Below are 14,625 nucleotides of genomic sequence, written 5' to 3'. Positions count from 1 at the left end.
GCCTATGTACACCCCACTGCGATAACGTCTTGTCACGGATTCTCATCCGATGAATTCCGGCATCTCAGCGGAGGGACTATGACAGTGACGATCGACGGCAAGGAGTGCCGTATTGGCCTAGCTTTGTCCGGAGGAGGATTTCGGGCCGCGGCCTTTCATTTGGGCATGCTACGCACGCTCCATAGGCTCCGTTTGCTTCAAGGAATTGATCTGCTGACTTGCGTGAGTGGCGGTAGTATTGCGGGAGCCACTCTTGCCGCGAACTGGTCAGGCGGAATCGATGCCGCACTAGAAAAGCTCGACAAATACCTCAGGACGAAGTCAATCGCAGTGGGCTCCGTTATCGGAGGCATTCTGGATCCGTTTGAGTCTCGTTTGGGCAAGTTGGCGGAGACCTATGACCGAGATCTCTTCGATGAAAAAGCACTGTCCACCTTACAACACGGACCACGGATTTACTTGAATGCGACCAATCTCGCCACCGGCAACATGTTCTTTTTTGTCGCGGGTGGAGGAAGTGCCTCAAAAGCCGAGATGGGTGAGCATGAACTTGGAACTGCCGATGCGGGAAGCTTTCTAATCAGCAACGCTGTAGCGGCCTCTTCCGCATTTCCACCTGTATTTGGCCCCTTGCGCTTGGATCCGGATGTCTATCCACCTGCGGAGAAGGTAGGCTACGTTACGCTCACTGATGGTGGTGTCTACGACAACCTTGGCATCAATCCTGGTCTGCGCGTAGAGCGAAACAAGCTCGACTACCTGATCACCAGTGACGGAGGAAAGCCATTCACTAATACCTCTGAGCCAACAGAGGCGGGAGCTATGGTCCTCAAAGCAGCTCTGGACATTCTGATGGAGCAAGTGAGAGGACTTCAGTTCGATCGCATGCAGCACCGACATCTTGCGGGCAAGGGGCCAAAGCCACTTTGGTTCTCAATCGACAGCGTCGAGGGTCAAGCGGTCGCTGGGGATGCCACATTTGCATCCTCAATCAGTACCAATCTGAAGCGGCTGAATAACGACGAAATGACAGTGCTCCAACGCCACGGTGGAGCTCTTGTAGAAGCGCGCCTTCGTTCATACGCACCCGAACTCCTCTCCGCTGTTTGATCCGATCTCTTCGGGGTCTAGCTGCGACCTCATGAGGCTGTGCGCTACCTTTTAACGACTATCCAACTTAAAGCTGCCGCTTGCTGGCGTAATACTATAGGAAGAGACAGCCTGCAGGAGAACGAGTTTCCGAGGTCTCGCCGCCGGCTTCGGAACCCACCCGCCCCAGCAGATGCTGCTCAAGCTTCGTCAGCGCCTCCAACAACTGCTCCTGCGTTGGCGGCGCGTAGGAAAGCGTCATCGAACTGTTTGTCGAGTGCTTCATCAGATGTGCGATCGTGAAGGCGTGCACATTGAGCAGGGTCATCGCCGTTGTGAAGGTCCGCCTCAGGTCGTGCATCGACCATTGCTCACCGCATTCGGCACGCACGAGCTTGATGTGATACTGCGGAGGGCAAACCACATGGCCCTTGTCCGAGTCGGCGTAGCCGAACACGAAGTCGTTGATCTTGGCCTTGAGCCGGCGTTCCAGGATGGTCCGCGCCAGCGGTGCGATTGGGAACGTGTAGTCCTGCCCGTTCTTGGTGTTGCGGAACACCATGTGCCCCTTCTTTAGATCGACGTCCGACCAGCGCAGTGTTGCCGATTCGATCGAACGGCTGGCCGTGATCAAGGAAAACAGTATGTAGTCGCCAATCATCGGCTCCAGCGATTCGCACGCCTGCCACCACACGACGAAGTACGGCTTGTTGGTGTCCAGGAAACCGCTTCGGCGGTTCATCCGGCTCCAGCGCCTCGCCGTTTTGAGGATACCCACCGGATTGGTGAAGCCTGAGCGCGACAGCTGGTACTTGCTGATGGCGTAGTTATAGGCCGCCTGCAGGTACTTGAAGTGCTGGTTGGACGTCCGCGTGATCGGCTGAGGATGCTTCGAAAGCCTGCGCTTCGGCACCATTCGGGAGACGATATCAAAACGGTCCAGTACGTCGTCCTGATCAATCTCCCGGTACGGATGCTGAAGCCAGTCCGGTAGCTTAACCTTGACCAGTTCGACCTTCTCGGTCGAACGGGCATCTGGCTTGGTCTTGAAGGCCTGTCCTTCCAGCGCTCCGAAGTGCCTCTTGGCCGATTCGATGCTCTTGACGGTATTCGGACGGTGCTGGACCTCCCTGACGTACTCGTCGAACAGCTCTTCCAAGGTGGCGTCGCGGGCGCCCTGGTGACGCTCAGCGTAGGGATCCTTCCCGTCCAGCAGTTGCGCCTTCATTTGCAAGGCGCCTTTTCGAGCTTGGTCAACGGTCATCGGCCCATATTCACCGACTTTGCGCTTGAGCACTTTTCGACCGACCCGCATCTGCAGGTAAAAGACCTTCTTGGTCAGAGACACGCGCAGACCGAAACCGGTCAACTCGTTGTCCATGTAGAAAGTTTGGGATTCGCCCGCCAGAGGGGCGAGAGATTTGACGAAGGACTGCGTCAGCTTAGGCATCTTGGGTCTCCTAGGCTACACATAGCCGCTTCTAGGCTACACGTAGGCTACAAACTAGCGACAAATTGGTCGCAGCCTGTCGAAGTTCAGCACACTGCAGCGTACTGAAAAGTCTTTTTAAATCAAAGACTTATGCCAAGAATAGTGAAATTTCCAAGCATCTACAAGGGCTTGCGAAATGTCACTTTAAGATTTTATGAGTCCTCTGCTCTAACCAACTGAGCTAACGCCCCAAGCCATGCTCCTGCGCCATACAACGGGGCAAGCGCCGTATTGTAGGGGCTTTACTTGCGATGGCTGAGTGCGTTGGACACGAGCTTGGACGTGATGTCCACGATCTGGATCATCCGGTCATAGGGCATGCGCGTAGGGCCGATCACACCCAGCGTGCCCACGACCTTGCCGTCCACTTCGTACGGCGAACTGACAATGGACAGCTCTTCAAATGGCACCACATGGCTTTCGCCGCCGATGTAGATGCGCACACCTTCCGCTTGGCTGGAGATATCCAGCAACCGCAGTATCTGGGTCTTTTGCTCGAACAGATCGAAGGCCCGCCGCAGGTTTCCCATGTCGCTGGAAAAATCGCTGACAGCCAGCAGGTTGCGCTCGCCCGAAATAACAACCTCGTCCTGCGCCTCCGACAGGGCCTCGGAACCCACGTTGACGGCCGCCTGCATGAGGGAGGCGATCTCGCCGCGCAGCACATCCACTTCGGACTTCAGGCGCTCGCGCACCTGCTCCATCGCGAGACCCGCATAGTGCGCGTTGAGGAAGTTGGAGGCTTCAATGAGCTGCGATTGCGAGTAGTCCGCCTCGGTGAAGATGACGCGGTTCTGAACGTCCCCCTCGGGAGAAACGATGATGACCAGAAACCGGCGCTCGGAAAGCCGCAGGAATTCGATGTGGCGAAATACCGAAGTGCGCCGTGGCGCCATGACCACCCCGACGAACTGCGAGAGGTTTGACAACAACTGCGCCGCGTTCGCAATCACCTTCTGGGGCTGCTCCGGCGCAAGCTGTGGAGGTGTCAGCGGATCCCTTTGCACCGTCAGCATGGTGTCTACAAAGAGCCGGTAGCCACGTGCCGTGGGAATGCGGCCTGCCGAAGTGTGGGGGCTTGCAATCAGCCCCAGTTCCTCCAGATCCGCCATGACATTGCGGATGGTGGCTGGCGAGAGATCGAGCCCCGACGCGCGCGACAAGGTCCTCGATCCAACGGGCTGGCCATCGGCGATATAGCGCTCGACCAGCGCTTTGAGCAACAACTTGGCACGGTCATCGAGCATGGAATGATTTTAATGATGTAATTTCGCGATGACGTCCAATTTCCGCCATGTTGCGCTCATCGGCAAGTACCAGGCTTCATCGGCAGGCTCCATGGGCGACAGCTCTCGCCAAGCCTTGGAAGACATCGCCCATTTTCTGGAGCGCCAAGGCTGTGAAGTGATGCTGGAGGCTGAAACCGCCAGCAACACCGGGCTGACACACTACCCAGCCTTGAATGTAGACCAGATAGGCAGCCAGTGCGACCTGGGCCTCGTGGTCGGAGGCGATGGCACCATGCTCGGCATAGGCCGCAGGCTCGCCCGGTTTGGCACCCCCCTGATCGGCATCAACCAGGGGCGCCTGGGCTTCATCACGGACATTCCGTTTGACACGTACCAAGCCACCCTGCTGCCCATGCTGCAGGGCGAGTACGAGGAAGACCTGCGGCCGCTCATGCACGCCACGGTGGTGCGGGATGAGCGGATTGTCTTTGAGGCCCTCGCGATGAACGATGTGGTGGTGAACCGAGGCGCCACGTCGGGCATGGTGGAGCTGCGTGTCGAGGTGGGCGGCCGCCTGGTGGCGAACCAGCGCGCAGACGGCCTCATCATTGCTTCGCCGACGGGGTCCACGGCCTACTCGCTTTCCGCCGGCGGGCCGATGCTGCACCCCTCCATTCCAGGATGGGTGCTCGTGCCCATTGCCCCCCACACGCTGTCCAACCGCCCCATCGTCCTGTCGGATGCCACCGAAGTGGCGGTCGAGGTGGTCAGCGGAAGGGATGTCAGCGCCAATTTCGACATGCAGTCCCTGGCCTCTCTGCTGCACGGGGACCGCATCCTGGTCAAACGGTCGGAGCACTGCGTGCGGTTCCTTCACCCCCTGGGCTGGAACTACTTTGCCACGCTGCGCAAGAAACTACGTTGGAACGAAGGAGGTTCCTGACCATGGCGCTCAGGCGGATCACCCTGCGTGATTTTGTGATCGTTCAGGCGCTGGAGCTTGAACTGGGCTCCGGCTTCACCGTGCTGACCGGAGAAACCGGCGCCGGCAAGTCGATCCTGATTGATGCCCTGCAATTGGTGTTGGGCTCCCGTTCGGATGCGGGCGTGGTTCGCGAGGGCGCAAGCAAGGCCGACCTGTGTGCGGAATTCGATTGCCCGGCCCATGTTCACCCCTGGCTGGAGGAAGCGGGCTTCGACATCGATGACCTGCTGCTCTTGCGCCGCACCGTGGACGCGCAGGGTAAAAGCCGGGCATGGATCAATGGAACGCCCGCCACTGCGGCGCAACTGCGGACGCTGGGCGACAGCCTCCTGGACATTCATGGCCAGCATGCGTGGCAGAGCCTCACGCGGCCTGACTCCGTGCGCGGGCTGCTCGACGCATTTGCAGGAGTGCGCACCGCAGAGACCACCGCACGCTGGGCCCAATGGCGTGCGGACCAGAAGGCCCTGCAACAGGCGCGCCAGGCGCAGGCCACGCTGCAGCAGGAACGTGAGCGCCTGCAGTGGCAGATCAGCGAGGTGGACAAGCTGGCCCCCGCCAATGGCGAATGGGAAGAGCTCGACGCCCAGCACAAGCGCCTCTCGCACGCGCAGGCCCTGCTGGAAGGCGCGGAGGGCGCGATCCAGACCCTGCAGGACGACGAGGCCGGGGCGCTCGCCGGGCTCGCGCGCGCGCACGCCCTCCTGCAAAGCCAGGAACATATTGAGCCCGAGTTCGCCAATCTTGCGGACATCCTCTCCTCCAGCCTCGCGCAGGCGAGCGATGTCGTGCACTCGCTGCAGCTGTACCTGAGGCATGCGGAGATCGACCCACAGCGCCTGGCAGAACTCGACGCGCGCATATCGCTCTGGATGACTCTGGCGCGCAGGTACAAGCGCACTCCCGCAGAGCTGCCTGCCCTGCTCGCAGGCTGGAAGGAAGACATGCGCCGCCTGGATGCGGCCACCGATCTGGAGCAGCTGCAGGTCGCGGAAGCCTCCAGCGCCAAGGCCTACCAGGCATCGGCGCGGTCTCTGTCACTGGGCCGCGCAAAGGCGGCTCCCCGGCTGTCCCAGGCCATCACGCTGGCCATGCAGGGCCTTGGCATGGAAGGAGGGAAATTCGAGGTGTCCGTCACCAAAGCGCAGGAGCCTTCAGCCCATGGCATCGACGACGTCGTCTTCCTCGTGGCCGGCCATCCCGGCATGACCCCCAAACCCATCGGCAAAGTGGCGTCGGGGGGCGAGCTGTCGCGCATCTCCCTTGCCATCTCGGTGACGACCAGCGAATTGGGCATGGCGCCCACGCTCATCTTTGACGAAGTGGACTCCGGTGTCGGCGGTGCGGTGGCCGAAACCGTGGGACGCCTCATGCAGCAACTGGGCAGCAACCGGCAGGTGCTCGCAGTCACCCATCTGCCCCAGGTGGCAGCCTGCGCCCACCATCACCTGAAGGTTTCCAAGCGCAAGAGCCCACAAGGCACCACCAGCACCGTCCTGGCGGTTCAGGAGGAGCAACGTGTCGCGGAGATCGCCCGCATGCTGGGAGGGGAACGCTCCACGGGCACGACACTCGCCCACGCACGGGAAATGCTGGATATCGCTGCCGCAACTTCGGAAGGAAACGGCTGATGGCGCTCGAAATCGTCCTCATCACCGGCATGTCGGGCTCCGGAAAATCCGTGGCACTGCATGCCCTGGAAGACGCTGGGTACTACTGCGTGGACAACCTGCCGCCCGAACTGTTGCCGGCCTTCGTGGCACTGGAGCACCGCCACCACGGGAACCGCGTTGCCATCGCAATGGACGTCCGCAGCGCCACATCCTTGCACCAGGTGCCGCAGGAGCTCCATAGGCTCAGGAGCCAGGGTGTGCTGGTGCAATCCATTTTTCTGGATGCAACGATCGACACCCTGGTGCGGCGCTTTTCGGAAACACGGCGACGCCACCCACTGTCGCACGACGACCTCCAGCAGGGGCGCAAGGCGCTGGTGCAGATCATCGAACTGGAGCGTGAGCTGCTGGCCGAGCTGCGAGAGCAGTCGCATGTGATCGACACGAGCACGATACGGGCCTCGCAACTGCAAAGCTACGTCAAGAGCTTGATCGTCACGACCCGGGGGCAGATGACCCTGGTGTTTCAATCCTTTGCGTTCAAGCGCGGCATACCGATGGACGCGGACTACGTCTTTGATGTTCGGATGCTGCCCAATCCGCACTATGAGCCCTCATTGCGTGATCTGACCGGGCTGGACGAGCCTGTTGCCCACTTCCTGCGCCAGCAGCCCGACGTCTCTTTGATGCAGGCGCACATCGAGCAGTTCCTTGCGCACTGGCTGGAAATGCTTGACCGCAACCACCGCAGCTACGTTACCGTGGCCATAGGCTGCACCGGTGGCCAGCACCGCTCGGTCTATCTGGTGGAGCGCCTCGCCGAGGTTCTGAACAGCCGCTGGACCGCACTGAAGAGGCACCGGGAACTGGATGGGCGGTAAGGCGCGGTACCGCGCACACCCCCACCCCCATCACCAAAGCTGCGCCTGCGTCGAATCAAGCAGCTTGCGGATAGGCGCCGGCAGGCCGATGGAGTGCCATTCGTCGGCACCAAACCACCCGCCGTCTTCCGTGGGACGCTCTGCAATGTCCCCCGCGACCAGAACGGGATGAAGATGCAGATCCCTGTGCGTCAGCACGTGAAGAAACGGCTGCAGCTCATTGCAGGAAATGCGGGACGCATCGCCCAAAGACGCGACACAGCCCATGAGAGAGGCACCGTCGGCAAATACCGGAACGCAATGCATTCCCGCCCAGATGCCAGCCGCCGGACGACGCTGCAACCAAACCCGGCCCCCGGGATTTCGAAGCACGAGCAGTTGCCAGGATTCTGAACGGCGCACCAGCCTGCGCGTCTTGACGGGATAACGCTCCGCGTCGCCGGCCCTGGACGCTGCGCAGCCGCTTGCCAGGGGGCACTGCCCGCAGCGCGGCATTTTTGGAGTACAGACCGAGGCGCCCAGATCCATGAGCCCCTGCGTGTAGCGGGGCATGGCAGCATGCAGATTTTTCCTGGGGAGCAGTGCCTGCGCCTCCTCCCACAACAGACGTTCATTTCCTGCCGACGCCAGGTCCTTGTCGAACCCCAGCAGGCGCGTGAGCACCCTGCGGACATTGGCATCCAGAATGGGGACTCGCTCAGAAAAACAGAAGGCTGCGATCGCTCCCGCCGTGGACCGGCCAATCCCCGGCAAAGTCGCCAGCACCGCGGCAGTGTCGGGAAATACGCCCCCATGTTCGGCGACCACCTGCTGGGCGCAGCGATGCAGGTTGCGGGCACGGGTGTAGTAGCCCAGCCCGCTCCACAGCCCCATCACTTCGTCCTGCCCAGCCTGCGCCAGCGCCCTCACATCGGGGAAACGCGCAAGAAAGCGCGCGTAGTAGTCGAGAACCGTGGCAACCTGGGTTTGCTGCAGCATGATTTCCGACAGCCAGACCCTATACGGATCACGTGTTTGCTGCCAGGGCAGATGGTTGCGCCCGTGCGTCGACTGCCATGCGACCACGCGCTCCGCCACGCTCCCGTGCTCCGTGGCGCTCATGCCGAGACAGGATGGCTGCTGTCGGTGGTCGCGGATTCCAGTCCCGGCAGGGCAATGAGCTTCGCGGTCAGTTCCTGCAGCCTGTGCTCCAGCTGAACCAGCTCGTCCTCGCTCGACTCTATTTCCGCGATGCGCTCCACCAAGCCACTGGCCGCATGCTGTATGCGATCGACGGCTTCGATGCGGCGCGCAAAACTGCGGCGACGTTCACGCAATTGGGCATCCAGCTGGGCGGTGGCGGATTTGCTCCACAGTTCCAGATCGTTCGCTGCGGACTCGTACACGGTGCGCAACCGCATGGCCAAGGCCCGCACCAGGCGTTCCGCGAACTCGGGCTGTGCCAGCTTCAGCGCATTGCCCATGCCGAGGTACTGCAGATGGCTTTGTTCGATCTGGTTCAGATCGTGCGTGAAATGCTCCAGCTGAGGGGCTGAAGGCACCTGAAGGGAGAACCCGAACTCGGCATTGAGTTGCCTGAACGTTCCACCCAGCATGGCCTGGATCTCGGTGCCCGATGCCTGTGCCTTGTCCAGCGTGCCGCGCAGTTTGTCGAAGGTCTGGACATAAATTTTCTTGACCCCCAGCTTGAGCCCCTTCTGTTGCAGCGTCTGCGCCAGTTCAGAGAGTTCCGCCTTGAGCGCCTTGGCGCCCAGTTGCTGGAACACGTCACGGAGAAGCTTGAGGTGAACAGCGCGCACCGCCTGTATCTTGGTCGTGCTCAGGTCGAATTCGCGCTGCTCCTGCTCGACGCGGTGGCGCATCGATTCGATCACCGATGCGTTCTTGCCACGGAGGCTGCGCAACTCGGCCATCTGGTCGTCGAGATCGCGGCGCCGGATATTGATGACGCGGGAGGTTTCAGTGCGCAGGCTGGCGACGCCATTGGCCACCGCCGCCCGCAGAATCGACTGACGCCGGCCCATGATGCCCTTGGCCAGAGCCTCTTCCAGCACCGGCAGTCCGCTGGTTTCCAGCAGCAGATCGTCGGCGGTGATCTTGGCGACCAGGCCTTTCTGCGCGGACACCGGGACCACCCTCTCCAGGGGAACCCCCAGCATTTCCGCGGAAGTGCTGCACTGGCGCTCCATCTGCGCCTGCACCTGTTCGGCCGAGTTGAGCGTGTCCCACAGCGTATCGATCTTGTTCAACACCACCAGCCGGGCATCCATGCTGTCCGCTGAAATGGCCAGATGCTCGCGCCAGATGGACAGGTCGGAACGGGTCACGCCGGTGTCGGCACTCAGGATGAAAACGACCGCATGTGCCTGCGGGATGAGATTGACCGTGAGTTCGGGCTCCGCGCCCACGGCGTTCAGCCCTGGGGTATCGAGGATCACCAGCCCCTGCTTGAGCAAGGGGTGCGGAATATTGATGATGGCGTGGCGCCACATGGGCACTTCCACGAGCCCCTGGGCGTCGGGCACGGGGTTCTCATCGGTCAGGTCATCGTGCCAGAAGCCCAGTGCGCGCGCGTTGTCCAGGCTGACCTTGCGCACTTCGGCGACTTTCTCGAGCGCCTTGGCAATCTGGTCTGCGTTGCCGACGTCCAGAGGAATCTCCTGCCAGCGATCCGTTTTGACCCTCCACTCGGCCAGGCTCTGCATCTGCAGGCGGGTTTCAATCGGCAGCAACCGAAGGCTGGGCGCCACGCTGGCGTCGTAGCCGAGTTCCGTGGGGCACATGGTGGTGCGCCCCGCACTCGCAGGCATGATGCGGCGTCCATAGTCGGCAAAGAAGATTGCGTTGATCAACTCGGATTTGCCGCGCGAGAACTCGGCAACGAACGCCACCATGACCTTGTCGCTGCGAACCTGCTCCTCCAGACGGTGCAGCCGTTCCTGCACGGCAGCGTCCATGAGCTCGTGCGAAGACATCCACTCGGCCAGCCGCTTGAGTTGCTGGGCGAACTCACGCCGCCAGACGCCGTGCTGGTCGAACTGCTCGTTGAATGAAGGTCCCACTGTGCTCCCAGAGATCTATGTATGGCCTACAAGGCAGGCATATACACAAAATATAGCATCGACGGCCCACGGGCTGTCATTTGGGCCGAGCCGCGCCCCCGCTCGCCTCAGGGCCGCTGGCATGCCGGGCAAAAATAGCTGCTCCGCTGTCCTTGGCGCAGAACGCGTATCGGAGTGGCGCACACGTGGCACGGCGCTCCATCGCGCCCATAGACATTTGCCTGGGTCTGAAAGTGCCCCGCGGTGCCATCCGCATTGGAAAAGTCGCGCAATGTACTGCCCCCCAGCTCCACCGCCCGCGCAAGCACCACGCGAATGGCTTCATGCAGTTTCCGCACCCGTGCGGGCCCAATGCGCGAAGCACTCGTGGTCGGCCGGATGCCGGCCAGGAAAAGCACTTCCGAGGCATAGATGTTGCCGACCCCCACCACAAGCCGGCCGGCCAGGAGCAACTGCTTGATGGGCATCTGGCTCTTTTTCAGCCCCGACTGGAAGGCCGCGAGAGAAAACGCATCGGACAGAGGCTCCATGCCCAATCCCCCGAGCAACTTGGCAGCGACCGGGTCCTCCTCCCCCGTGGCGTAAACCACCGCACCGAACCGGCGGGGGTCATGCAGCCGCAGCGTTCCCTGGCTGGTCACCATGTCGAAGTGATCATGGACGCCCGCCGCAGGCAACCCTCGGGTGAACCGAAGGCTTCCGGACATCCCGAGATGCAGGAGCAGGACCCCGCTGCTGGTATCGGCCAGCAGGTACTTGCCGCGACGGCGCAGGTCCACCACGTGCTGGCCTATCAGGGTCTGAGGGGGGCAACCCAGGGGCCAGCGCAGGGGTTTTCCCAGTGTGACGGCCTCGATGCGGGCGCCAGTGATGGCATCGGCCAAACTGCGGCGCGTCACTTCCACCTCGGGCAACTCAGGCATACGAAGACCCCGGCAATGGGTTAACAGGCATGGATTATTATGACCCGATGGTGCCATTTCACAGTTTTCGGATCGCCGCATTGACTACCGTTATCGCGGTAGCTGCCCACTCAGCATGGGCGCAACAGCCGGGGGGCGACGCCCCTCCCGCCACCGGCGAAGCCCCCGTGGCATCCAATCCGGCGCTGGATGCGGAATTGTTTTACGAGATTTTTCTGGGCGAGATCAGTGCGCGGACCGGTGACCCGGGTGCCGGCTACGCGTTCATGCTCGAGGCGGCACGCCGCAGCGCGGATGGACAGCTTTACCAGAGGGCAGCGGACATCGCACTGCAGTCGCGCTCGGGCGAGTACGCGCTGGCAGCCGCCAAGGCGTGGAAGGAAGCACTGCCGCAGTCACGGGAAGCCAACCGCTATGTACTCCAGATTCTGGTTGCGCTGAACCGGATTGGCGAAACCCCCGATCTGCTGCGCCAGGAGCTTGCCCAGTCCCCGCCCCGCGCCAAGGCGTCCACGCTTTCCGCACTGCCCCAGATGTACGGACGCGCGAGTGACAAGGCACTGGCGGCCAAGGTGGTGGAAGCGGCCCTTGTCGACGAACTCGCGCACCCCGCCACCGGACCGGTGGCCTGGGTGTCCCTGGGGCGCCTGCGCATGGCGGCTGGCGACAAGCCGGGAGCGCTGGACGCTGCGCGCAGGGCACAGGCCCTGGACAACGCCAACGAGGCTGCCGCCGTGCTGGCGCTCGAGCTGATGGAAGACAACACCCCCGAGGCCGAGCCCTTGGTGACACAGGCACTCGCCAAGCAGCCGGTCCCCGAGCTCAGGATGGCGTATGCCCGGGTGCTTCTGGGCTTGCAGCGCTATCCGGACGCCAGCCATCAGCTGGAATTTGTCACCAGGGACAAGCCGGAACTGGTGGAAGCATGGCTGGTGCTCGCCACCTTGCAATTCCAGGACAACCGCCTGCCCGCGTCGGAGAGTTCGCTGCAGCGCTTCATGGAACTTGTGTCGGCCTCTCCGGATGCGGACGTACGCCAGAAGGGGTTGACGCAAGCCTACTTGCTGTACGCGCAAATCGCAGAGAAGAAGCAGGATTTCGCGGCCGCCGAGGCATGGCTGGGACGCATCGACAACGTCGATGAAGTCTTCAGCGCGCAAAGCCGCCGCGCATCCCTGCTGGCGCGCCAGGGCAAGGTGGCCCAGGCGCGCGCGCTGCTGCGCAACCTGCCCGGTACGTCGGCCGAAGACAAGCGGATGAAGCTGCTGGCCGAAGTGCAATTGCTGCGCGACCTGCGACTGTACCGGGAGGCCTACGCGGTCCAGAGCGATCTCGTGGCGCTGGCGCCCGATGACGCGGAGCTGGTCTACGACCAGGCCATGCTGGCGGAGAAAGCGGGCCAACCCGAGACGATGGAACGGCTGCTGAGACAGGTCATCGCGCAAAAGCCCCAATACCATCATGCGTACAACGCGCTCGGCTACTCCCTGGCGGAGCGAGGCTTGCGCCTGGACGAAGCCAAGCAGCTGATTCTCAAGGCCATGGAGTTCGCTCCGTCGGACCCCTTCATCACGGACAGCCTGGGCTGGGTGGAATTCCGGATGGGGAACAAGGCGGAAGCGCGGCGGCACCTGGAAACCGCGTACAAGGCGCGTCCGGACGTGGAAATCGCCGCGCACCTTGGCGAGGTGCTCTGGAGCCTGGGAGACAGGGAAGCGGCCGTCAGGGTCTGGAAGGAAGGCCAGCGCGCGAGCCCCGACAACGAGACCCTCAAGGAAACACTGGCGCGCCTCGGAGTCAGCCTTTGATGCGGGGCTGGCAAACGACACCGCTGCACCCCATGGTCGGCCTTGCAGGTCTGCGGCGTTTCGCCGTGTTGCTCGCATGGCTTGCCTGCGCGTTGTGGCTGGCCGGTTGTGCGCAGCCGATGCAAAAAACCGCTCCTGAAGAAGACGCATGGAGCGGTCGCCTGGCCCTGCAAGTCGATGGGCAGGCATCGCAGTCGTTTTCCGCCATGTTCGAGCTGCGCGGCAATGCCCAGTGCGGGGGGCTTGCATTGATAAGCCCCCTGGGCAGCCGCATCGCGCAGCTGGACTGGAAGGATGGGCACGCGCAGCTCGTCAGCGCGCAGGAGACCCGCACCTCCGATTCGCTGGATGCACTGCTGCAGGATGTGACCGGCACGCGCATCCCCGTCGCGGCCCTGTTTGGCTGGCTCAAGGGCGTGCAAGCCACGGTGCCAGGCTGGAGAGCGGACCTCTCCGCCCTGGAGCAGGGGCGGCTGGTCGCGCACCGGGACGACCCCGTGCCACAGGCCACCTTGCGCATCGCCCTGACCCGCTAGCCCGCATCCCCTCCTCGCGCACCGTTTGTTGCCATGCAAGCCCTGTATGACGTGCCGGCCCCGGCCAAGCTCAACCTTTTTCTGCACGTCACAGGCCGACGCCCGGACGGCTACCACCTGCTGCAGTCGGTCTTCATGCTGGTCGACTGGTGCGACACGCTCCATTTCGAGCGCTGCGCGTCAGGCGAGATCACGCGTGAAGACATCGGTCCCGCATTGCCGGAGATAGACCTCACCATCAAGGCGGCGCGTGCCCTGCAGCAGGCCACGGGCTGCCGCCAGGGCGCGCGCATCGGCGTCTTGAAGAGCGTGCCTTCGCAAGCGGGCATGGGCGGCGGCTCGTCGGATGCCGCAACCACCTTGCTGGCCCTCAATCGGGTGTGGGGCCTGGACCTGCCGCGCACGGCACTCGAAAAGATCGGATTGACGCTGGGTGCCGACATTCCATTTTTTTTACGCGGCCACAACGCCTGGGTCGAAGGAATTGGTGAGACAATCACGCCGCTTGAGAAAGCACACCAACTGCCGCCGGCGCGCTTTGCCATCGTGAAGCCCGCAGCAGGCTTGGAGACAAAATCAATTTTTTCGTCACCAAGTTTGAAACGCGATTCAGATAGTGCTACAATCTTAGGCTTTGCTGCAGCACACTTTGACTTCGGTCGAAACGACTTGCAGCCCGTTGCCCAAGCGCTCTGTCCCGAAGTCACCGAAGCCATTGAATGGCTCAGGTCGCGAGGGTTGCAAGGCCGGATGACAGGCTCAGGCAGTGCGGTGTTTGCACAAATGTCACACGCAGTTGATTTGGACCGCGCCCCCGAGGGCTGGCAGGTCAAGGCATGTGAAAATCTGATGATCCATCCTCTGGCAGGCTGGGCATCAGACGAGAATTAAGGTTCGCTGCCTTCGGCAGTTGACCTGTGTAGGGGAGTCGCCAAGCTGGTTAAGGCACCGGATTTTGATTCCGGCATGCGAAGGTTCGAATCCTTCTTCCCCTGCCAAATTTCTTT

The 14,625-nt window shown here is 62.2% G+C and carries 12 protein-coding genes and 1 tRNA gene; 8 read left to right on the top strand and 5 right to left on the bottom strand.

Annotated elements, in window-relative coordinates:
* Positions 1–78: 78 nt before the first annotated feature.
* The gene (locus AC07OD_RS21560) at positions 79–1,110 is read left to right on the top strand and encodes a patatin-like phospholipase family protein (protein ID WP_494597968.1); all 1,032 of its coding nucleotides are present in this window, start codon (positions 79–81) and stop codon (positions 1,108–1,110) included.
* Between the two features lie 94 nt (positions 1,111–1,204).
* Here the strand turns inward: AC07OD_RS21560 and AC07OD_RS21555 are convergent, their stop codons facing one another.
* Positions 1,205–2,539 carry a tyrosine-type recombinase/integrase gene (locus AC07OD_RS21555; protein WP_494597967.1) on the bottom strand — a complete coding sequence of 445 codons (1,335 nt, stop codon included), beginning with the start codon at positions 2,537–2,539 and terminating at the stop codon, positions 1,205–1,207.
* Between the two features lie 284 nt (positions 2,540–2,823).
* On the bottom strand, positions 2,824–3,828 hold the full coding sequence (gene hrcA, locus AC07OD_RS21550; protein ID WP_218341517.1) for a heat-inducible transcriptional repressor HrcA: 1,005 nt from the start codon (positions 3,826–3,828) through the stop codon (positions 2,824–2,826).
* Between the two features lie 28 nt (positions 3,829–3,856).
* Here hrcA and AC07OD_RS21545 point away from each other — a divergent pair, with 28 nt between their 5' ends.
* Genes AC07OD_RS21545 through rapZ form a run of 3 tightly spaced genes read left to right on the top strand, consistent with a single transcriptional unit; the run spans position 3,857 to position 7,289 of the window.
* Positions 3,857–4,753 (top strand): NAD kinase, encoded by an 897-nt coding sequence (locus AC07OD_RS21545; protein ID WP_218293536.1) that lies wholly within the window; start codon positions 3,857–3,859, stop codon positions 4,751–4,753.
* 2 nt (positions 4,754–4,755) lie between these two features.
* The gene (gene recN, locus AC07OD_RS21540) at positions 4,756–6,426 is read left to right on the top strand and encodes a DNA repair protein RecN (protein ID WP_218293535.1); all 1,671 of its coding nucleotides are present in this window, start codon (positions 4,756–4,758) and stop codon (positions 6,424–6,426) included.
* Complete coding sequence (gene rapZ, locus AC07OD_RS21535; protein WP_492254714.1) at positions 6,426–7,289, top strand: RNase adapter RapZ; 864 nt, start codon at positions 6,426–6,428, stop codon at positions 7,287–7,289. The genes recN and rapZ overlap by 1 nt, the downstream gene beginning before the upstream one ends.
* A gap of 30 nt (positions 7,290–7,319) precedes the next feature.
* Here the strand turns inward: rapZ and mutY are convergent, their stop codons facing one another.
* From mutY to mutM, 3 genes are all read right to left on the bottom strand, one after another.
* Positions 7,320–8,390, bottom strand: coding sequence for an A/G-specific adenine glycosylase (gene mutY / locus AC07OD_RS21530; RefSeq protein WP_369641685.1), 1,071 nt, complete (start codon positions 8,388–8,390; stop codon positions 7,320–7,322).
* A complete protein-coding gene (locus AC07OD_RS21525; RefSeq protein WP_218293532.1) occupies positions 8,387–10,351 on the bottom strand; it encodes a dynamin family protein in 1,965 nt (654 codons plus the stop codon). Before AC07OD_RS21525 ends, mutY begins: the two co-directional genes overlap by 4 nt.
* Positions 10,352–10,458: 107 nt before the next feature.
* On the bottom strand, positions 10,459–11,274 hold the full coding sequence (gene mutM, locus AC07OD_RS21520; protein WP_492254713.1) for a bifunctional DNA-formamidopyrimidine glycosylase/DNA-(apurinic or apyrimidinic site) lyase: 816 nt from the start codon (positions 11,272–11,274) through the stop codon (positions 10,459–10,461).
* A 29-nt stretch (positions 11,275–11,303) separates the two neighbouring features.
* Here mutM and AC07OD_RS21515 point away from each other — a divergent pair, with 29 nt between their 5' ends.
* From AC07OD_RS21515 to AC07OD_RS21500, 4 genes are all read left to right on the top strand, one after another.
* Complete coding sequence (locus tag AC07OD_RS21515) at positions 11,304–13,082, top strand: tetratricopeptide repeat protein (protein WP_494597966.1); 1,779 nt, start codon at positions 11,304–11,306, stop codon at positions 13,080–13,082.
* Positions 13,083–13,201: 119 nt separating this feature from the next.
* Positions 13,202–13,618, top strand: a complete 417-nt coding sequence (locus AC07OD_RS21510) for a lipoprotein insertase outer membrane protein LolB (RefSeq protein ID WP_494597965.1) — start codon at positions 13,202–13,204, stop codon at positions 13,616–13,618.
* A 33-nt stretch (positions 13,619–13,651) separates the two neighbouring features.
* Positions 13,652–14,509: a 4-(cytidine 5'-diphospho)-2-C-methyl-D-erythritol kinase gene (gene ispE / locus AC07OD_RS21505; RefSeq protein WP_494597964.1), complete on the top strand. Its 858-nt coding sequence runs from the start codon at positions 13,652–13,654 to the stop codon at positions 14,507–14,509.
* 30 nt (positions 14,510–14,539) lie between these two features.
* A tRNA-Gln gene (locus tag AC07OD_RS21500) sits at positions 14,540–14,616 on the top strand.
* Positions 14,617–14,625 lie beyond the last annotated feature (9 nt).

It is taken from the genome of Acidovorax sp. GW821-FHT10E03 (genome assembly GCF_059415205.1).
This window is presented reverse-complemented; position numbering and strand designations above follow the sequence as displayed.

Bases quoted from the DNA above. Each gene is read 5' to 3' on its own strand.
- AC07OD_RS21560 (WP_494597968.1), top strand. From the start codon at position 79: ATGACAGTGACGATCGACGGCAAGGAGTGCCGTATTGGCCTAGCTTTG.
- AC07OD_RS21555 (WP_494597967.1), bottom strand. From the start codon at position 2,539: ATGCCTAAGCTGACGCAGTCCTTCGTCAAATCTCTCGCCCCTCTGGCG.
- hrcA (WP_218341517.1), bottom strand. From the start codon at position 3,828: ATGCTCGATGACCGTGCCAAGTTGTTGCTCAAAGCGCTGGTCGAGCGC.
- AC07OD_RS21545 (WP_218293536.1), top strand. From the start codon at position 3,857: ATGACGTCCAATTTCCGCCATGTTGCGCTCATCGGCAAGTACCAGGCT.
- recN (WP_218293535.1), top strand. From the start codon at position 4,756: ATGGCGCTCAGGCGGATCACCCTGCGTGATTTTGTGATCGTTCAGGCG.
- rapZ (WP_492254714.1), top strand. From the start codon at position 6,426: ATGGCGCTCGAAATCGTCCTCATCACCGGCATGTCGGGCTCCGGAAAA.
- mutY (WP_369641685.1), bottom strand. From the start codon at position 8,390: ATGAGCGCCACGGAGCACGGGAGCGTGGCGGAGCGCGTGGTCGCATGG.
- mutM (WP_492254713.1), bottom strand. From the start codon at position 11,274: ATGCCTGAGTTGCCCGAGGTGGAAGTGACGCGCCGCAGTTTGGCCGAT.
- AC07OD_RS21515 (WP_494597966.1), top strand. From the start codon at position 11,304: ATGGATTATTATGACCCGATGGTGCCATTTCACAGTTTTCGGATCGCC.
- AC07OD_RS21510 (WP_494597965.1), top strand. From the start codon at position 13,202: ATGCAAAAAACCGCTCCTGAAGAAGACGCATGGAGCGGTCGCCTGGCC.
- ispE (WP_494597964.1), top strand. From the start codon at position 13,652: ATGCAAGCCCTGTATGACGTGCCGGCCCCGGCCAAGCTCAACCTTTTT.